Origin of the sequence: Paenibacillus sp. FSL L8-0470 (assembly GCF_038008625.1) — a bacterium.
Taxonomy (GTDB): Bacteria; Bacillota; Bacilli; order Paenibacillales; family Paenibacillaceae; genus Paenibacillus_AQ.
In genome coordinates this window covers 4,276,053-4,295,870 of record NZ_JBBOZM010000001.1, presented here as the reverse complement: position 1 = coordinate 4,295,870, position 19,818 = coordinate 4,276,053, and the positions used below count along the sequence as shown (strand labels likewise).

General features: G+C 49.9%; 17 protein-coding genes. 14 read left to right on the top strand and 3 right to left on the bottom strand.

Annotated elements, in window-relative coordinates; genetic code table 11:
- Positions 1 to 97: 97 nt before the first annotated feature.
- Positions 98 to 412 carry a winged helix-turn-helix transcriptional regulator gene (locus NST99_RS19420; protein WP_038593196.1) on the bottom strand — a complete coding sequence of 105 codons (315 nt, stop codon included), beginning with the start codon at positions 410 to 412 and terminating at the stop codon, positions 98 to 100.
- Positions 413 to 612: 200 nt separating this feature from the next.
- Here NST99_RS19420 and zwf point away from each other — a divergent pair, with 200 nt between their 5' ends.
- The 5 genes from zwf (at position 613) to NST99_RS19395 (ending at position 5,774) form a co-directional block, all read left to right on the top strand.
- The gene (gene zwf, locus NST99_RS19415) at positions 613 to 2,151 is read left to right on the top strand and encodes a glucose-6-phosphate dehydrogenase (protein ID WP_341093885.1); all 1,539 of its coding nucleotides are present in this window, start codon (positions 613 to 615) and stop codon (positions 2,149 to 2,151) included.
- A 71-nt stretch (positions 2,152 to 2,222) separates the two neighbouring features.
- Positions 2,223 to 3,116, top strand: coding sequence for a phosphogluconate dehydrogenase (NAD(+)-dependent, decarboxylating) (gnd, locus tag NST99_RS19410; RefSeq protein WP_038593194.1), 894 nt, complete (start codon positions 2,223 to 2,225; stop codon positions 3,114 to 3,116).
- Between the two features lie 216 nt (positions 3,117 to 3,332).
- Positions 3,333 to 4,622 (top strand): L-cysteine desulfidase family protein, encoded by a 1,290-nt coding sequence (locus NST99_RS19405; RefSeq protein ID WP_341093884.1) that lies wholly within the window; start codon positions 3,333 to 3,335, stop codon positions 4,620 to 4,622.
- 496 nt (positions 4,623 to 5,118) lie between these two features.
- A complete protein-coding gene (locus NST99_RS19400; RefSeq protein WP_341093883.1) occupies positions 5,119 to 5,436 on the top strand; it encodes a transposase in 318 nt (105 codons plus the stop codon).
- A gap of 11 nt (positions 5,437 to 5,447) precedes the next feature.
- The gene (locus NST99_RS19395; RefSeq protein WP_341093882.1) at positions 5,448 to 5,774 is read left to right on the top strand and encodes an IS3 family transposase; all 327 of its coding nucleotides are present in this window, start codon (positions 5,448 to 5,450) and stop codon (positions 5,772 to 5,774) included.
- A gap of 182 nt (positions 5,775 to 5,956) precedes the next feature.
- On the opposite strand, the gene NST99_RS19390 is transcribed toward NST99_RS19395, so the two are convergent.
- Complete coding sequence (locus NST99_RS19390; RefSeq protein ID WP_341093881.1) at positions 5,957 to 6,712, bottom strand: DeoR/GlpR family DNA-binding transcription regulator; 756 nt, start codon at positions 6,710 to 6,712, stop codon at positions 5,957 to 5,959.
- A 360-nt stretch (positions 6,713 to 7,072) separates the two neighbouring features.
- On the opposite strand from NST99_RS19390, the gene NST99_RS19385 reads away from it, so the two are divergent.
- From NST99_RS19385 to NST99_RS19360, 6 genes are all read left to right on the top strand, one after another.
- Positions 7,073 to 8,224 (top strand): iron-containing alcohol dehydrogenase, encoded by a 1,152-nt coding sequence (locus NST99_RS19385; RefSeq protein WP_076109447.1) that lies wholly within the window; start codon positions 7,073 to 7,075, stop codon positions 8,222 to 8,224.
- A gap of 26 nt (positions 8,225 to 8,250) precedes the next feature.
- On the top strand, positions 8,251 to 9,729 hold the full coding sequence (gene rhaB / locus NST99_RS19380) for a rhamnulokinase (RefSeq protein ID WP_341093880.1): 1,479 nt from the start codon (positions 8,251 to 8,253) through the stop codon (positions 9,727 to 9,729).
- A gap of 205 nt (positions 9,730 to 9,934) precedes the next feature.
- Complete coding sequence (rhaA, locus tag NST99_RS19375) at positions 9,935 to 11,191, top strand: L-rhamnose isomerase (RefSeq protein WP_341093879.1); 1,257 nt, start codon at positions 9,935 to 9,937, stop codon at positions 11,189 to 11,191.
- A gap of 57 nt (positions 11,192 to 11,248) precedes the next feature.
- On the top strand, positions 11,249 to 12,094 hold the full coding sequence (rhaD, locus tag NST99_RS19370) for a rhamnulose-1-phosphate aldolase (RefSeq protein ID WP_341093877.1): 846 nt from the start codon (positions 11,249 to 11,251) through the stop codon (positions 12,092 to 12,094).
- Positions 12,095 to 12,266: 172 nt separating this feature from the next.
- Positions 12,267 to 13,361, top strand: a complete 1,095-nt coding sequence (locus NST99_RS19365) for an NADH:flavin oxidoreductase (RefSeq protein WP_341093876.1) — start codon at positions 12,267 to 12,269, stop codon at positions 13,359 to 13,361.
- A 154-nt stretch (positions 13,362 to 13,515) separates the two neighbouring features.
- Positions 13,516 to 14,706 carry a beta-ketoacyl-[acyl-carrier-protein] synthase family protein gene (locus NST99_RS19360; RefSeq protein ID WP_341093875.1) on the top strand — a complete coding sequence of 397 codons (1,191 nt, stop codon included), beginning with the start codon at positions 13,516 to 13,518 and terminating at the stop codon, positions 14,704 to 14,706.
- 12 nt (positions 14,707 to 14,718) lie between these two features.
- Here NST99_RS19360 and NST99_RS19355 read toward each other — a convergent pair whose 3' ends face one another.
- Positions 14,719 to 16,296 carry an alpha/beta fold hydrolase gene (locus NST99_RS19355; protein ID WP_341093874.1) on the bottom strand — a complete coding sequence of 526 codons (1,578 nt, stop codon included), beginning with the start codon at positions 16,294 to 16,296 and terminating at the stop codon, positions 14,719 to 14,721.
- A gap of 479 nt (positions 16,297 to 16,775) precedes the next feature.
- Between NST99_RS19355 and miaB the strand changes: the two genes are divergently transcribed.
- The 3 genes from miaB (at position 16,776) to NST99_RS19340 (ending at position 19,769) form a co-directional block, all read left to right on the top strand.
- Positions 16,776 to 18,383: a tRNA (N6-isopentenyl adenosine(37)-C2)-methylthiotransferase MiaB gene (gene miaB / locus NST99_RS19350; protein ID WP_341093873.1), complete on the top strand. Its 1,608-nt coding sequence runs from the start codon at positions 16,776 to 16,778 to the stop codon at positions 18,381 to 18,383.
- Between the two features lie 18 nt (positions 18,384 to 18,401).
- Complete coding sequence (locus NST99_RS19345; protein WP_341093872.1) at positions 18,402 to 18,860, top strand: RicAFT regulatory complex protein RicA family protein; 459 nt, start codon at positions 18,402 to 18,404, stop codon at positions 18,858 to 18,860.
- Positions 18,861 to 18,998: 138 nt separating this feature from the next.
- Positions 18,999 to 19,769, top strand: coding sequence for an NUDIX domain-containing protein (locus NST99_RS19340; protein WP_038593164.1), 771 nt, complete (start codon positions 18,999 to 19,001; stop codon positions 19,767 to 19,769).
- Positions 19,770 to 19,818 lie beyond the last annotated feature (49 nt).

The following is a 19,818-nucleotide window of genomic DNA, read 5'->3' as shown; positions in this document are numbered from 1 at the left end:
TGAAAGACATTTACAAGCAATAGTAACCCAAAAAGAGGGAGAACCAGAAGCCTTTAAGGCTTGGGTACTTCCTCTTTTTTGCGGTAGGGGGCTGGAGCTACAACCATTTCATCGCCCATACCTCCACATGGCAGAGTGCTGCTCCAAGCTCCTGCCCTTTTTCCGTTAACGAGTATTCCGTTTTTACGGGGCGGTCCGGGATGACCACACGATTTAGCAACCCGCACTCTTCAAGCTCCTTCAAGCGTTCATTCAACATTCGTTTGCTTAAATCCGGGATGATGGCATGCAGCTCGCTGAAGCGCTTGGGCCCCTCCATTAAAACGTGGATGATAAGATTAACCCATTTCTTCCCGATGATATGATAGGCATGTTCCACCTTGGCGAGCAACGGTTTGAAATCCTGCTTCATAGCCTTTCCCACCCCTAACAGTTATTATTAATATCCTTCTTACTATAACATAGTGATAAGTTCGTGAAAATAAGTACTTTTCGTAAATGTCAGAATGAGGTTGACGGATACTTTTTGCAGTCGTATGATGGGTGTTATAAAAGTTTGCGAGTAATAATAAGTAACCTCATAAACATTTGATAACAACGGGAGGAATGAAAGTGGAATCATCAACCTTTGTACTTTTTGGCGCCACAGGAGATTTGGCAAAACGTAAAATATACCCTGCATTATATAACTTGTTCGCAGATGGCAAGCTTTCCGGTCCTCTCTCGGTCATTGGTCTCGGCAGAAGAGAGCTCAGCAACGAAACCTTCCAAGCGCAAGTGCTGGATTCGCTGCGCACCTTTTCCCGGCGGAAGGTAGAAGAATCGGCGGAGCTGCAGGATTTCCTGCTGGCTTTTGAATATAGCGTCCTGGACGTTGGACGTCCGGAGGATTATAAGAAATTGCTGGCGCATGTGCAGCGCCGTGAGGAACTGCTGAGCATTCCGGAGAACCGGATGTTTTATTTGTCTGTAGGTCCTGAATTTTTCGGGCCGATTGCCGGCAACATTAACACAAGCGGACTCGGTGACACCAAAGGCTGGAAACGCCTGATCATCGAGAAACCGTTCGGCAGAGATTTGAAATCGGCGCGGGAGCTGAATGACAGCCTGAATGCAGCTTTTACAGAAGAGGAAATCTTCCGGATCGACCACTTCCTGGGTAAACCGATGGTCCAGAATCTTGAAGTGCTGAAATATTCGAACCCGGTGCTGAGAGCGTTGTGGCAGAACCGCTATATCGCTAATGTTCAGATTACAGCCGCTGAGACGGTTGGGGTAGAGGAACGGGCAGGTTATTATGACAAAGCCGGCGCTCTGCGCGATATGTTCCAGAACCATATGCTGCAGCTGCTGATGATGATGGCGATGCAGCTTCCCAAGGGCAGTACGCCGGAAGATGTCCGCAGCAAGAAGCGGCATGTGATCCGCTCGGTGCGTCCCTTGCTGAAAGAAGATGTGGACCGGCATGTGGTCCGTGGACAATATGCCGCTGGTGAAATCCGGGGCAATGAGGTAGCCGGCTATACTTCCGAGCCGGGTATTGAAGCTTCTTCGCAGAATGAGACTTATATCGCGGCCCGCCTTTGGATTGATGATCCATTATGGAGTGAGGTGCCGTTTTATATCCGTACCGGTAAACGGATGAAAGAGAAATCAACAAGAATCGTTATAGAGTTCAAAGAACCGTTTAATGATTTGCATAACAAAAACAGAGGGAAGCTGGATCTTGATCCTAACCTGCTGGTGATCGAAATCGGTCCCGGCGAGGGCATCTCGCTGCAGCTGAACACCAAAAATCCGCGCCAGCACGGGCAGCTGGAGCCGGTCAGCATCAAGCATGAATCCGGCAATCCGGATCTGCCGGAAGCTTACGAGAACCTGATTTACGATGCTATGCTTGGAGATGCTACTTTCTTTGCCCATTGGGAGGAAGTCGAGCTGTCCTGGCAGTGGGTGCAGCCGATTATTGAAGCCGCTGAGGAAGGCACTCTGCCGCTTCATTCGTATGCTGCGGGCTCCTACGGACCAGATGCAGCCGATGAGCTGCTTGAAGAGGATCATTGGTGGTTGGATGAAGAGCTCCCTGCGGAGCAGCATGAGCCGAATGATGTTCATGAGACCGATCCTGTGGCCATCCGGCCGGGTGCTTGATTAAGCCCATTGTAACTACTTGCGCACTTGGTTTTATAAGATCCAATTAATATTTTTCGGAGGGATATCTAATGAAAGTAGGATTAGTCGGTTTAGGAAAAATGGGCTTCAATCTGGGCCAGAACCTGCTGGAGCATGATCATGAAGTTGTAGCGTTTGATGTGAATGCCGCTGCGGTGGAGGAGATGGGTTCTAAAGGTGCAGCTATGGCGAAAAGTCTCGCCGAGCTTGTTAATAAGCTGGAAACCCCGCGGGTTGCCTGGATTATGGTTCCGCATCAGTTTGTCGATTCTGTTATTGCTGAGCTTACACCGCTGCTGTCTAAAGGCGATATCATTATCGAGGCCGGAAATTCACATTACAAGGAATCGATCCGCCGCCATGAGGCGTTGAGCAAGGAGGGAATCTATTTCCTGGATGCAGGAACCTCCGGAGGGATGGAAGGCGCCCGCAATGGCGCTTGCTATATGATTGGCGGAGACGAGGAAGCCTGGGCAGTGGTCGAACCGCTGTTCCGTGATACGTCTGTGGAGAACGGGTATTTGTACGCCGGAAAGTCCGGCAGCGGCCACTTCCTGAAGATGGTGCACAACGGGATTGAATACGGCATGATGGCTGCAATCGGCGAAGGTTTTGAGGTGCTGGAGAAAAGCGGTTATGACTTCAACTTTGAAGAAGTTGCCCGCGTGTGGAACAACGGTTCCGTCATCCGCTCATGGCTGATGGAGCTGATAGAACGCGCCTTCTCCAAAGACGCCAAGCTGGACGAGATCAAAGGGATTATGCACTCCTCGGGTGAGGGCAAATGGACGCTGGAAACGGCATTTGACCTGCAGGCAGCGACACCGGTCATCGCCATGGCGCTGCTGATGCGCTACCGGTCGCTTGAAACCGATACGTTCACCGGCAAGGTGGTCGCCGCACTGCGCAACGAATTCGGCGGCCATGCAGTGGAGAGCAAATAAGAAGTTCTGGAAGCACATAGGATAACAAAAGGCAGCAAGACTTAATACCATCGCGGTATTGGGGCTTGCTGCTTTTTTGCAATGCAAACAGGTTAAGACCGCCAGAGAAATGGCATGAACGGACAATTTCCAGAGAAGAAGGGTCGATCTCTCGGCAATATTCCTGTACTATATAAAGAAATGCTCCGACAACAAGAGGAAATGGTGATATCGAACATGGTTAATTTATTGGATGTTTTGAAAAAGGAAGTAGTTCCGGCGGAGGGATGTACGGAGCCGATCGCCGTCGCTTATGCAGTCTCCTTAGCAGCGGAGCTGGTTCAGGAAGAAATCACGTCGATTCAGCTGTTTCTTAGCGGGAATATTATTAAAAATGCTATGGGGGTAGGTATCCCCGGTACCGGACAAAACGGTCTGCCCATTGCAGCTGCCTTGGGGGCGGTGATTCACCGTTCCCATAAGAAGCTCGAGATATTGTCAGGGCTGTCCCAGGCAGAGCTTAGTAAAGCCAACGAGATCATTGACCGGAAGCTGCTTGAAGTGGAGCTGAAAAACACGCCCGAGAAACTGTATATTGAGGCGCGGGTACACAGTGAGAGCCACACAGCTACAGCGATTATTGCCAAAGAGCATACGCATGTGATCTTTCTGTCCAAGGACGGGATCACACTTGATCTGCCAAAAGACAAGGCGGATTGTGAGGGATCCGAGGAATTGGACCCTGAGGTTTATGCGGTTTCCCTGGACGGGATTTTTGAGTTCGTCCGGACCGCCGATTTCTCCAGCCTTCAGTTTCTTTTGGAAGGTGCGGTAATGAACAAGGCCATCTCCGATGAGGGATTAAGGGGAGATTACGGACTGCAGGTGGGTAAAAAAATGTTGCAGCAATCGGCGGTCAATCTGTTTGGCAATGATGTGGCCAACAAGGTTATCGCTGCTACGGCTGCAGCCTCCGATGCGCGGATGGACGGCAGTGCAATGCCGGTGATGACAACGGCAGGCAGCGGGAATCAGGGCATAGCGTGTACGCTGCCGGTGATTGAGCTCGCCCGGCTCATGAACAAAGACGAGGAGACGCTGGCGCGGGCACTGGCCCTCAGCAATCTGATCACCGTCCATGTCAAACATTATATCGGGCGTCTGTCCCCGCTATGCGGATCGGGCATCGCAGGCGGAGTAGGGGCCAACAGCGGGATCATCTTTCTGATGGGCGGGAGCCTGGAGCAGATTAAGCACGGGATACAGAATACGATAGCCTCATTGTCAGGCATGATCTGCGACGGTGCGAAATCCACCTGCGCGCTGAAAATCTCCACAGCTACCAATGCAGCAATTCAGGCAGCTACACTGGCCATGAACAATATTTCGCCCACCGATAGGGATGGGGTGATTTTTGAAGAGGTGGAAGATACGATCCGCAACATGGAGAGGCTGGTCCAGGAAGGCCTTGCCGCAACGGATACGACAATTCTTAACATCATGCTGTCTAAGGGAGAGGTAATGTAATCAGGCAGATTGGGTAGGTAGTGAGACGAGGCTGCTGTCTGACGTTTTAGATGCTGTGAATGGGTGGCTGATGTGACTGATGTGAGAAGTGTGACTGATGTGAAAGGCGTGACTAACGTAAATTGATGCGACTGATACGACTGACGCAACTCATGCAACTGTTGTCTAAGCTCAAACGATACAGCATTCTGCGTTACCAGACCGGCTAACGGACCGTAAAGCCGCTATTCTATAATAATAGGCCGTAATGTCTTTCTTATGGACCGTATAGCCGTTATTCCCGGAAAAAACGGCGAAATGGCGCTGGGAATGAAAAATAACATCTCTGGAGTCCGCTTTGTGACCGGAAACAAGGTATTTTCCGAAATAACGTCACTGGAGTCCGGTACGCATTGTATAGAACCGCCGCCATGCACATATTGCGCTGCAATTAGAATAAATAGTGGATACCCGTTAACGGACGGACCGATAATGATAGCAACGGAGGTGTGTTCACATGGGAGAACAAAGACAACGGTATAACGAAGAATTCAAAAAGCAAACCGTGAAGTTCATTCAAGAACAGACGAAGACCTTGGGTGACTTAGCGGAAGAGCTTAACATCCCGAAAAGTACGCTGCATCAGTGGATGGGTCAATATCGGGAGCTAAAGAATGAACCGGTGGCGAGCATGGACCGGGTACGGGAACTCGAAGCACAGTTGAAAGAGGCGACCCGTCAGCTCCAGGAGAAAGCACTCAAACTTGCCGATACAGAAGAAGAACTGGCGATTGTAAAAAAAGCGGTGAACATCTTCAGCAAACCAAGGAACTAAGATTCCAGTTTATGGAGGACCATCGCTCCGAGTTTCGCTTGGAGAAGATGTGCGACACCCTACACGTTTCAAGGAGCGGTTACTACAAGTGGCGGACGGGAGAAACCAGCACACAGAAACTCCGCAAAGCAGCGATCATGGAGCGAATCCAGTATCATTTTGCCGATCATAAAAAGCGTTATGGAAGTCCGAAGATCACCCGTCTGCTGCACCAAGAGGGCTATACCGTTACCGAACGCACCGTGAGTGTGTACATGCGGCAAATGAAGCTCCGCTCTGTCGTGTCTAAACCCTACCGTGTACAGACTACCGACTCTAAGCATGAACTATCCCAATAAGAGCAGCCTTTCTCATCCTTAAAGGAGGGAAGTGCCGCTCTTATTTTTTATAACACCCCTATTGTAGCCCTGTTATTGCCCCAGTAATATCCTCGTATTGCCACTTTTTACTCTTCCATTGCTTTCATACGTTTCCTATTGCCACAACTATCTTCCTGGGCGTCCAGGCCTTCCCGCAGAGGTCAGTACAGCACCTCAACATGCTCCTTCGCGAGCCGCTTGAGCCAGGCTTCTGACGGTTTGCGGTCCGTGATCAGCACGTCGATTCGGCTAAGCTGGACCAGCTGTGTAAAGGCGGTCTTGTCGAATTTGGTATGGTCGGCGAGCAGAACAACCTTTTCGGCCTGGCGCAGCATGTATTTCTTAAGCTCGCACTCCGGTTCGTTGGAATCGGTGATACCGCGTTCCATATCAATACCCTTGCAGCTGATCACGGCAGTGTCGACATTGTAGCGCTGGATTGTGTCATGGGCGACTGGGCCCACAAGAGAGAGTGAACGATGGCGCAAAGATCCGCCGGAGGAAATAATATTCATACCGGAGCTGGCGAACTCATGCAAAATATTGATGGAGTTCGTAATGACCGTCAGATTGTTTTTGTTGCCCAGCAGCTTGAGGAATTCAAAGGAAGTCGAGCTGGGATCGACCATCAACGTATCACCGTCATTAATCAGCTCAAGCGCCTTAAGCGCGATGTTGCGTTTGATATCAGTATTGATAGCGCCCCGGGTGACAAACGGCAGATCCTCATTGGTATGCCTGTTCAGCATAGCCCCCCCGTATGTGCGGCTTAAAATGCCGTCCTTTTCCAGCTTCTCCAGATCCCTGCGGATCGTTTCTTCCGTTACTTCAAACATGCGGCTTAAATCAGAGACCAGAACTCTTTTATCCTGATGCACCAAATCTATTATTTTTTTGCGTCTTTCAGCTGCGAGCATATAATCACCTTTCCGGAGTTAGAACTATTTTATAAATATAGACCTAACGATCTGTGTTTTGCAATAAACTAAGGAGAAACAACATTAATTCTATTATAACCTTCGTGAAACAGACAATAAACAAATAAAAACAACATAATTATTATTTTAAATGTTGACAACAAAGATCGGGGGCGATACGATGAGGATATCATTATTCCTTTGAAAGCGCATGCCTCTTAGAGGAGCGCCAGAGCCGGTCCGCTGCGAATCTTCAGAGACCAGCCTGAAGTGCCACAGCCGAATGAAACCAAGCTTGCAGAGGAAAGAGTGTTAACTTGTAAACGCTGTATATAAATTGCCTGGGAGGCTGGTCAATCAATGAGTACTCATGTTTATTATGTTCCTTCTATCAACATTATGGGAAAAGGCTGTCTGAAGGAAATCGGCCCGTACATTCAAGAGCTGAATTTGCAGAAAGCGCTTGTGGTCACCGATAAGTTTCTGGTCAAGAGCGGAATCGCCGGCAAGCTGCTGGCTGTTCTGGATGAAGCAGGAATTAATTATGTCGTATATGATGAAGTCAAGCCTAACCCGACCTGTAAAAATGTCCATGACGGCGTTGATTTCCTGAAGCAGCATGAATGCGACTATCTGGTGTCTATCGGCGGTGGTTCGCCGCAGGATACAGCCAAAGCCATTGGCATCGTTGCTACCAATGGCGGACATATCGCAGAGTACGAAGGTGTACACAAGTCACAGCATAAATCGCTGCCTATTATTGCGGTGAACACTACCGCCGGAACTTCAAGCGAAGTGACGATCAACTATGTCATTACGGATGAGGAACGCAAGGTGAAGATGGTTATGGTGGATAAGAACAGCATTGCCACCATCTCGGTGAATGACCCTGAGCTGATGGTCGACAAGCCGGCCGCGCTTACTGCGGCAACAGGAATGGATGCCCTGACTCATGCTATTGAAGCATTAGTGACGCCAGGAGCTTATCCGGTCACCGATGCAACGGCATTAGCTGCGGTGGAGCTTATTTTTGCCAATCTGGCCCGCACGGTGAAAGACGGCCATGATATTGAAGCGCGTGAGCAGATGGTTTACGCAATTTTCCTTGGAGGCTTGGCTTTCAACAATGCCGGACTCGGATATGTGCATGCCATGGCGCATCAGCTTGGCGGAGTATATGATTTGCCGCATGGGGTGTGCAATGCGATGCTGCTGCCATATGTAGAAGAAGAAAACGCCAAATATGTACCGGAGAAATTCAGAAGTATCGCCAAGGCGATCGGCCTGCAGGTGAACGGCAAAAGCGACAAGGAATGCGCCGATTTCGTAATCGAATCAATTAAAGCGCTGTCCAAGGAAGTCGGCATACCGGCCAAATTATCCGAGCTGGGTGTAGATGAGGTTGATCTTGACCTGCTCGCTGAAAATGCGATGAAGGATGCCTGTGCACCAGGAAATCCATTCATTCCTACCAAAGAAGAAGTCATTGCCCTATTCCGCAAAATCCTCTAGAACATCTTTTAATAAGGAGATTCCCTATGAACAATCATATCGCCGTCGATATCGGCGCCTCCAGCGGGCGGCTAGTGCTCGGAACCATCGTGGACGGGAGTCTCACCCTGGAGGAGATCCACCGTTTCAGCAATGGATTCACCGAGCGCGACGATTCCTGCTTCTGGGATGTGGATTACTTACTGGAGCAGATCCTTATCGGGCTGCAAAAAGCAAAAGCCGGAGGCGTGACGAAATGCACCCTAGGGATTGACACTTGGGCTGTAGATTACGTCCTGCTGGATGCTGAGGGAAACCGAATCCAGGAGGTATATGCTTACCGGGACCGCAGGACGGATGGGGTCATGGAAGAGGTGGCGAAGCTCATTTCTCCGGAAGCTGTTTATGCCAAGACGGGGATTCAGCAGTTAACATTTAATACGTTATATCAGCTGTATGTCCATGACCGTGAGGAGCTGGCTAAGGCGGATCAGATTTTGCTGGTGCCCGATTATCTCTACTATAGATTGTGCGGCCGGAAGATCAACGAGGTCACCAATGCTTCGACCACACAACTGCTCAATCTCGCAAGCCGTGATTTCGATCCTGAGCTGCTTGCATTGCTTCAGCTTGAGCGAGAGCAGTTCGCCGGGCTGACCGAGCCCGGTGAAGATCTAGGCAGCATCAGTGATTCACTGATGCAGCAGTATGATCTGCCGGAATGCCGGCTCATTTGCGTGGCAACCCATGATACGGCTTCCGCCGTCCTTGGCATACCGGCGCAAAGCGGGCGATCGTCAGCATATATCAGCAGCGGCACCTGGTCGCTGCTTGGCGCTCAACTGGATCAGCCGATTAATAACCGGAGTGCAAGAGAAGCCAACTATACCAATGAATGGGGTGCTTATGGCACCTACCGGTTCCTCAAAAACATTATGGGACTGTGGCTGATCCAGGAGGTGCGCAGGCTGGACGGCAACCGCTACAGCTTCGCTGAGCTGGCTGAACAGGCCGCTGCCGCTGAAGGCTTCCGCAGCCTGATTGGCTGCAATGATCCGCGTTTTTTGAATCCGGACGATATGATAGAAGAAATCCGCCTATTCTGTGCCGAGAGCGGCCAGCCTGTTCCGCAGTCGCCGGGTGAACTGGCACGCTGCATCTTTGACAGTCTGGCGTTGTCCTATCGCAGCTATTTGAAAGAGCTCGAAGCGCTTACTGGCACAGCCATCGAAGTGCTGCAAATCGTCGGCGGTGGAGCAAACAACGAGCTGCTGTGCCAGCTGACCGCAGACGTAATCGGCAAGGAGGTCCTTGCAGGACCCGCTGAAGCTACCGCACTGGGAAATATTGCGGTACAGCTGATCCAGTCGGGCAAGGTCTCGGACATCCACGAGGCCAGAGCACTGATCGGGCAATCGTTTGAGATCAAATCCTATCTACCCCGGCCTATGCCGCAGCTTGGCGGGCTGCTGGTCCGCTGGGAGGAGCTGAATGCAGCGGAAACGGCTGCAGGTGAAAGCGCATAAGCTCCGCTTTCGAAGCGGGTTTTGCCCGAAGTAAACCGATGGAGCAGATGCTCACAAAACTAAATCGTATGCTTCCGGAGCAAGTTTGCTCGAAGAGTATTCCCGGAAGCATCGCTCACAAAACTAAGCCTATGCTTTCGAAGCGAGTTTTGCCCGAAGTAAACCGATGGAGCAGATGCTCACAAAACTTTTAGGAGGATGCACCATGGATCAGAGCATCATGAACAGCTTTAACGAAGCCAAGATACTGTACGCCGCTCATGGCATTAATGTGGATGAAGTACTGGAGAAGCTGGCACAGATCAAGATTTCACTGCACTGCTGGCAGGGAGATGACGTTAGAGGTTTTCTGTTTAAGGATAAGGAGCTTAGCGGCGGGATTGCCGTAACCGGAAGTTATCCCGGCCGCGCCGGCACACCAGAGGAGCTGCGTCAGGATTTGGAGAAGGCCTTATCGCTGATTCCGGGCAAGCATAAGGTCAACCTGCATGCGATTTATGCCGACACAGATGAAAAGGTGGATCTGGACGAGCTGGAACCGCGCCACTTTGCATCGTGGGTAGACTGGGCCAAGGAGCAGGGGCTTGGACTTGATTTTAATCCGACCTGCTTCTCCCATCCGAATGCGGCAGACGGGTTCACTTTGAGCCATGCAGACGAAGCCATCCGCAGCTTCTGGATTAAGCATTGCAAGGCTTCCCGGCGGATCGCCGAGCATTTCGGGCGTGAGCTTGGACAACCCTGCGTCACCAACTTTTGGGTGCCTGACGGTTATAAGGATAGCCCGGTGGACCGGCTGGCGCCGCGGATACGGCTGAAAGAATCGCTGGATGAAGTGTTCAGCGAAGAGATTGATCCACAATATAATATTGATGCCGTGGAGAGCAAGCTGTTCGGCATCGGCTCGGAGAGCTATGTGGTCGGATCGCATGAATTTTATATGGGCTACGGGCTGACCCGGGGCAAAGCGATTTGCCTCGATGCCGGTCACTTCCATCCGACTGAAGTGATTTCGAATAAGCTGTCCTCCATTCTGATGTTCAGCGAGCAGCTGCTGCTGCATGTCAGCAGACCGGTCCGCTGGGACAGTGACCATGTGGTGACCATGGATGATGAACTGCTGGAGATTGCCCGGGAGCTGGTCCGCGGAGATTTGCTGCCGCGCACGAATATTGGTCTGGACTTCTTCGACGGCAGTATCAATCATATTGCGGCATGGGTTATCGGCACACGCAACACGCTCAAAGCCTTACTGCGTGCGATGCTGGAACCAGTAGCGGAGCTTAAGGCTGTTGAACTGGCCGGTGATTACACTTCCCGGCTCGCACTTGTCGAAGAATTTAAGTCTTATCCATTTGGCGCGGTGTGGGATTATTACTGCGCTTCGAAGAATACACCGGTCCGTGAACAATGGCTGGCTGAGGTCAAGAGCTACGAGCAGGAAGTGCTGGCGGCAAGATAGGCAACGGCTAACCAAGACGTGACTAATTAAGCAGTGTATATAAAGGAGAGAAGACATATGAGTACATCCGTAATGAAGTCCAAAGGATACATTGCCGGCATCGAGGCGCCATTTATTCAGGAAATGTCGGAGATTACCCATCACATGTGGTCGCTCGGCTGGGATGAGCTGAACGGCGGCAACGTCAGCTATTTGCTGGAAGAGGATGAGGTAGCTAAATACATTAACGTACGGGAGCCGCTGCGGACGATTAACCTGACCTTCCCGGTCGCTGAGCTGGCCGGCAAATATTTCATCGTCACCGGCTCCGGCAAATATTTCAGGAATGTAATCAAAGACCCGGAAGCCAATCTCGGGGTGCTGCGTGTCACGGACAGCGGCGAGAGTGTAGAAGTGCTCTGGGGTCTGCGCAACAACGCCGTGCCAACGAGCGAGCTGGCTTCCCATTTCATGAGCCATATTGAGCGCCTGAAGGTGGACCCCAACCACCGGATCGTACTGCATACCCACGCTACCAATGTCATTGCCATGACCTTCACGCATGATCTGGATGAGCTGAAATTCACCAAAACCTTATGGGAAATGTGCACCGAATGTCTGGTGGTTTTCCCGGACGGCGTGGGTGTTATTCCTTGGATCGTTCCCGGCAGCAGTGAAATCGGCCGCGCAACAGCTGATAAAATGAAGGAATACCGGGTAGTTATCTGGCCGCAGCATGGCATTTTTGTGACCGGCGGCACGATGGATGCTACCTTTGGTCTGGTGGAAACGATTGAGAAAGCGGCGATTGTCTATAACCTGATCGCTGGCAGAGAAATCAAACAGAAAATTACCGACCGCCAGCTGGCGGATCTGGCGGCGGCTTTCCATGTTACACCGAAAGCCGGCATCCTGGAGTTATAAAATACACTTCATAGCGAAGGGCAACCGGACATGGGCAGATTATCTGCCTTTGTCCGGTTTTTTGCGCAGCAGCGGCTGTCCTGAAGATCTGCTGCCAGGATTTGCAATTGCCTTCAACTAGCGTCATAATATCCTTACTTAAAGTAATTATATTATTAAATGGAGGTAGTATATGAATACCGATAAATTGTTTACACCTTTTCAGGTTGGAACGCTTTCCCTTCAAAACCGGATCGTAATGGCGCCAATGACCCGGGCATATTCACCGAACGGGGTAGCAACCGAAGCAGTTGCCGAGTATTACCGCAAACGTACAGAGGGTGGAGTGGGCCTGATTGTAACCGAAGGCACAGCGATCAACCATCCGTCAGCCGTCAGCCATCCGAATATTCCGAATATTCACGGGGAGGCTGCTTTGGCCGGCTGGGCTAAGGTTGTGGAGGAAGTTCACGCCGCCGGCGGCAAAATCATTCCGCAGCTCTGGCATGTCGGCATGGCCCGCAACATTGGCGAGCTGCCGAATGCTGAAGCGCTGCCAATTGGTCCATCCGGGCTGAATTTGGCCGGCCAGCAGATTACAGAGCCGATGACGCAGCAGGAGATCGACGGTATCATCGCTGCTTTTGCCCAGGCGGCCGTAGACGCCAAGCGGATTGGTTTTGACGGCATTGAGCTGCATGGGGCACATGGTTATCTGATCGACCAGTTCTTCTGGGAGAAGACCAATCAGCGCACCGATCAATATGGCGGTGATCTTGAAGCGCGGACTACCTTTGCGGTCGAGGTTATTGATGCCTGCCGCCGTGCAGTTGGACCGGATTTCCCGATTGTGCTGCGCTTCTCGCAATGGAAGAGCGGAGATTACTCTGCCAAGCTTGCCCAAACACCGGAAGAGCTGTCCCGTTTCCTGACACCGCTCAGCAATGCCGGAGTCGATATCTTCCACTGCTCCACACGCCGCTTCTGGCTGCCGGAGTTCGAAGGCTCCGAGCTGAATCTGGCCGGCTGGACGAAGAAAATTACCGGCAAACCAACCATCACGGTAGGTTCTGTAGGTCTCAACAGCGAGTTCACCAGTACGGTGAAGGAGGAAAATGAGGAAGATAACATCGAACGCCTGCTGGAGAAGCTGCAACAAGCGGAATTTGATCTGGTGGCGGTCGGCAGAGCGCTGCTCAGTGATCCGCAGTGGCCGGCCAAAGTGCAAAGCGGCAGAATGGACGAGATCATTCCGTTTACGTTCGAGTCTACAAAGACACTGAACTGAACGGAAGCCGGCTAACTTTAGGAGGAAGGCAATCATGAGAGAGAGGGCTTCAACCGCATGGGAGAGTTTTGGATGGAGCATCCAAAACGCGCAAGTGGGAGAAGTCCTCTTTGTGTTTTCTTTTTATTAATTATCAGGAAAAGGGTGGAGAACGATGAATAAGCGAATAGCAATTACCGGTTTTGGCGTGAAGGTTCCTAATGGAGAGAACAACAACGATTTGTTGGAGCATCTGATCAGCGGCGAGTATGATTTCACAGCCAGAAATGATATTACACCGAATCAGGAGCCTTTATGGGTTGGTGAAGTTCTTGGGGATTTGGGGACGCTGGAGGATAAGCAGTACCGGGTTCTGCCGAGAATCTCCAAGCTGGCCATTAGTACAAGCGCCGAAGCACTAGTGATGGCTGGACTAGATTTGACGGACCCTGGTAATAAGACGGGGGTGTTCTTTGGGACCACCATGGGCGGTACAACTCCGCTGGAGGATATGGTCCATTACGCATCTGCCGGCAAGTTCAGAGAAATGCCTGTTTACTGCTGCGGGTTGGTGCATTATCACAGTCTGGCTTCCTCCATCTCCAGCTTTTTTCATCTGACAGGAATCTCGAAGACGGTAACGACCGGCTGCACTGCCGGACTTGAAGCGCTGGAGGACGCCATGCTGTATCTGCAAAGTGGAAAGATAAACACGGCAATTGTAGGGGCAGCGGATAGCAGCAACAATAAAGTGACAGTGTACGGGTTCGGAAAAATAAGAGCGCTGCCATTCAATCAGGAAATCTGGAACTCCGGCTCGCCGTTCAACAAAAAAAGCAAAGGCTTCATATTGTCGGAGGGGGCAGCCAGCCTGATTCTGGAAACCGAGGAACATGCGCTTAGCCGCAATGCAACTATTTATGGGTATATAGATGCCGTGTCTACGAATAATGACGCTGAATCGGTGAATGGCCAGGACAAAACCGGAAGGAATATGAAGCAGGCGGTAAATGATGTGCTGGGCAACAAAAGACCTGACTATTTTAACAGCCAGGCCTTGGGCTACGACGCTAATGACAGAATCGAGGATATAGTCTCCAGGGATATCTTTCAGCATGAAGTACCGCTGACCTCGATCAAAGGGCTGATCGGCCATCCGTTCAGTGTCAGCGGCCTGGCGCAGATTATTGCCTCCTTGCTCGGCTTTCAGCATCATTTTATTCCCGGAACCATCCGGACAGATCAACATGGCTATGAGCATCTTCCATTAATCACAAAGACTCTCCAGAAAGCCACATCCGAAGTACTGATTACAAGCCATGGGTACGGAGGCAATAATGCCTGTGTCTATTTAACGAAGCAATGATGATTTAACAATTTACATACTTTTGGTGTGCTGCAGCTGTTCCGCCTTGAGCCGCCATTTCTTCGCTTCATGCTTTTGATGGTTTTGTTCATACAGGTTAGCGATTCGCTCGTAGGCATCGAACTCTTCCGCATTAAATAAAAGTACATATTTTAAAAACGCTATAGCCGCAGTGAACTTGCCTTGAGACGCGAGATAATCTGATTGCTGATGGGCAAGTGTAACCAGTTGAATCTCTATCTTAACTCTCAGGTGCAGGTTCCATTCCTGGTTTAGATTTCTGAATAGGTCAGGCTGGATCTGCGCAAAAACAGAATGAATCAGTGGCTCCTTCAGTTCAGGATTAGTTTCCTCATTAGCCCGGTTAATCTCCGCCAGCAGAGTCAGCACATCGGAGTCTACGGCAGTCTGCAGAGCAATTTGCTGTTTATCGCTGTAGATCAGCTTCGTGGCTTCATTGTTCAGCAGCTGCTTCAGATGGGTAAGGCATACCCGAAGCTGACCTCTGGCTTTGACAAGATCCATATCCCGCCATAATTCTTCACAGAGCCGGTCTCTGGTGACGACGGGATTCAGCAGCAAATAAATCAGCAAATCCTTGGCGCTTCTCCTTCCCCAGCCACTAATAATCGGAATATCATCTACGGCAACCGTAAATCTGTTGAGTAAATTGATCTTCAATTGTACGGATGGGGCGTTATCGGCCGGATTATTGTTAACCATGTCCAGTAATTCGGAATGCAAATTTAACAGCAAAGGGTCCAAAGGAGCCCTGTTCATCCACTTACTCTTCAGAAAGACTTCAATCTGTTTAAAGGTTTCCTCCGGCTGATCATAAAAAACCATGTTGGATGCATTGTACAAGGTCATAAACCGGCAATTCGGATTGGCCGATGCAATCAGGCTGGACAGATAGGGAGGATACATCGGGTCCTGTTCCCCGGTCAACATTAATGTCGGATGGGTATGCTGTTTGAACAGATCCATAATCTCGTTATGTGCATACGCAAAGAAATCCAGCAGTTCCAGATAAACGTCAAAGGTGACTTTGGCAAAAGCGCTGTACAGCGCTTCCGTTTCAGCGCTATGGCGCGGATAAAGGGTGGCGTTAGGAATCACGTGATCCGCAAGCGCCAGCATGGATTGATAAGTCATCAGCTTTTTGCGGTAATCCTTATATTTATTGGCTGTCCCAGACGAATTGAACAAGGGAAGCGACAAAAGAACAGTGCTTCTTACTCGATCCGGATACGCTTTGGCAAAATAAAGGGCAATAATGCTCCCTGCCCCATGGGCGATGATATGGAAGGATTGAATCTGGAGATCATCCAGCAGCATTCGCAAATTTTCGACAAATAATGCGGCCAGTTTATCAAGGGTAGTCTTAGAGCTTCCGCTCAATCCATGTCCCCGGAGATCATATCTTACAATATGGTAGTTGTCAGTCATATATGGAACCATAAAGTCCCAGCTACTCAGATTAAAGCCCAGACCATGGATAAGTACCAAGGTTTCTGTGCGGTCACTGGTGTTTTTTGCCGTCTCGTATTCATAATGGATGTCGGTGTCATCCCTTGAAATATAAGCCATTGCTGTACCCCTCTACGTTGCGTTATAGAATGATTATATCTGAAAAATATATAATATTTTATCGTAATATGTGGTTTTTTGTAGAAATGTGTAACGTATGTGTAGCGGTGCTTTGTTAAACTTGGAACAAGCAATACTTTTCAGGGGAGATGATGTGCAGCTATGAAGATGTTTTACTGTATTTGCGTCAAGGATTCCAAGTTCGATTTGGTCTATTTACGGATGTATATCCGCAGATAATAGCAGATAATAAATGTACGGAATAATAATTTTAGACGAACCTTCTTACTTATTATGTAGGAGGGTTTATTAGTATGTAGAATTCTAATTGTATCAGGGGATTTAATTTATTCTACCAGATTGTCTTTTAAAATTGTAAAACTTGGATTGCATTTTATCCTTATGCTATAATTTTTTATTAGCAAGAATAAAATTCTAGAGTTTATTTTACAAAGCTTCAATATAAAGGACGTGGAATAATGACAATGGGGAATAACTCACCGGACTTAAAATTCGGCAAGGGTGGTTCGAAAGATTACTCGAAGTATTTTGATTTTTCTGATGCCAAAGTCATCAGTGAAGAAGAAGGCAAAACTACGTATAGAATTAAAGGACGTACCGTACAGATCAATTCCAACCCGGACTATAAAGAGGGTAAGCGCAGGGGTAAGCAGGAAATAGAAGTTATAGACTTTGAAGATACCGATACTAACCAGGCCATGGAGCAATTCCGGGAGATAAACCGCCACAAACAGCATTATTATTTCATCGCCACCTACGGCTGCCAAATGAACGAGCATGATACGGAGACGATGAAAGGTATGCTGGAGCAAATGGGTTATCTAGCCGCCGAAGACCGCAATGAGGCAGATATTATTCTGTTGAATACTTGTGCGATCCGCGAGAATGCCGAAGACAAGGTGTTCGGGGAGCTGGGCCATCTCAAGACGCTGAAGCTAGAGAAACCGGGTCTGCTGCTTGGAGTCTGTGGCTGCATGTCACAGGAGGAAGGCGTGGTTAACCGTATCATGTCCAAATACGGCTTCGTTGACATGATCTTTGGCACGCACAATATCCACCGGCTGCCGCAGCTTGTTAAGGAAGCGGTTTATAGCAAGGAGCTTGTAGTTGAAGTCTGGTCCAAGGAAGGCGACATTATCGAGAACCTGCCGAAGAAGCGGGAGGGGATGCGTGCCTGGGTGAATATCATGTACGGCTGTGATAAGTTCTGTACCTACTGCATCGTACCGTTTACCCGGGGCAAGGAGCGCAGCCGCCGTCCGGAGGATGTCATCGCCGAGGTTCGGGAGCTGGCCCGTCAGGGCTTTAAGGAAGTGACTTTGCTGGGGCAGAATGTGAATGCATACGGCAAGGATTTTACGGATTTGGATTATACATTCGGGGACCTCATGGACGATATGCGCAAGATCGACATTCCACGCATCCGCTTCATGACTTCGCATCCCCGCGATTTTGACGATAAATTGATTGAAGTACTGGGAAAAGGCGGCAATCTTGCAGAGCATATTCATCTGCCGGTACAGTCCGGAAGTACTGCCGTTCTGAAGAAAATGAGCCGCAAATACACACGCGAGGCTTACCTGGAGCTTGTCCGCAAGATTAAGGCCAGTGTGCCGGCTGCCGTGCTGACGACAGATATCATCGTGGGGTTCCCCGGTGAAACCGAGGAACAGTTCGAAGAAACACTGTCGCTGGTGCGTGAAGTAGGATATGATATGGCTTATACCTTCATTTATTCACCACGCGAGGGTACGCCTGCAGCTGCGATGGAGGACAATGTACCTGCTGAGGTGAAGAGCGAGCGCCTGCAGCGGCTGAATGACCTCATTAAAGAACAGAGCCGGATCAGCAATGACCGGATGCTGGGCGAACTGGTCGAGGTGCTGGTGGAAGGGGAGAGCAAGAATAACGCTCAAGTGCTTTCGGGCCGTTCCAGTGCCAACAAACTGGTGCATTTTGAAGGTTCGAAGGATCTCATCGGCAGTTTGGTGCAAGTCAGAATTACCGATACGAAAACATGGTACATTAAAGGGGATTGCGTGGCGGAAGCCGCGGCTGTCCTCTAATTATAGAGGAATGGAGCGATGTCAGTGACCCAGGAAGAACCGCGTTTGAACGAATACGGCATGCCGACCTACAATACCCGCGATCTGATCGTGCGCGAGGATATTATGGGCAAAGCCAAGGAGCTCGCTTCACTCATTTCGACCAGCGAAGAGGTGCAGCATTTCCAGCAGGCCGAGCAAAAGATTCTGAATCATGAGCGGGTGCAGGGACTGATCGCCACGATCAAGAAGAAGCAGAAGGAGATTGTGGCCTTTGAGAGCTTCAAGAATAAAGAGATGGTGGCCAAGATTGAGCGTGAAATTGAAGTGCTGCAGGATGAAATTGACGGCATACCGGTCGTGAACGAATTTCAGCAGAGCCAGAGCGATATTAACTATCTGCTGCAGCTCGTTATTTCTGTAATCCGAGACACCGTGTCGGAAAAAATCAATGTGGAAGCCGGCACTGAAGCGCCTCCGTCCACATGCGGCGATTAAATAAGTTTCTGGGGGCGGATGCAGATCCGTCCCTTTGTTCAGGTAGGACATCATAATTAATTGATTTTAGAAGTTCAGGTTTGGTACATTAAAAGATACGAACAGTTAAATTAAAGCTGCAGCAAAGGATGATCTAGAGTGAGCGAGAACGCGGAACAAAACTATAACGCCAAAAAGTACCGTACACCGGACGGAGTTCCGGCCGATATTGTCATGTTTACCTTGACCAAGCGGGAACGGAAGACGGTCACGAAGACACTTCCGCTGCGCGAACTGAAAGTCATGCTGATCCGTCGGAAGAAATGGCCTTGCGAGGGCATGTGGGCCTTGCCGGGTGGCTTCTGCCAGGAAGATGAATCTATATATGATGCAGCCACACGTGAACTGAAGGAAGAAACCGGTGTGGACGGCGGACATTTGGAATACCTTGGTGTCTACAGTACACCGGGCCGGGATCCGCGCGGCTGGATTATCAGCCACGCCTTTTTCGCACTGGTGGAGGAGTGGATGCTGGAGCAGAGACAAGCCTCCGATGACGCGGGTGAGGTAGGGCTGTTTACACTGCAGGAAGCGCTCGAAGAGCTGGAGCTGGCTTTTGACCACCGTGATATTATTAACGACGCCTATCTGCGGATTCAGCAGCAAATGCTGCAGACGACGATAGCCAGACAGTTTTTACCGCGGCATTTTACGCTGAGCGAGTTGTATCAGGTCATTCAGACCGTAGTGCCGGAATTTAAGGAACCGAACTTTATCCGCAAAATTACGTCAACCCGCAGCAGGCAGGGTATATTAAAGGAAGTAAGCGATGAAGCAGGCAATCCGCTCAGCTCCAACCAATACTCCCAGCGCCCTGCCCAGCTCTATATGTTTACGGACCACGAGCCATTATTATCAATTTATACTTAAAGCAGATACTTACAAAACCAGGCGGATGCTTTCGAAGCAGTTTTGTACG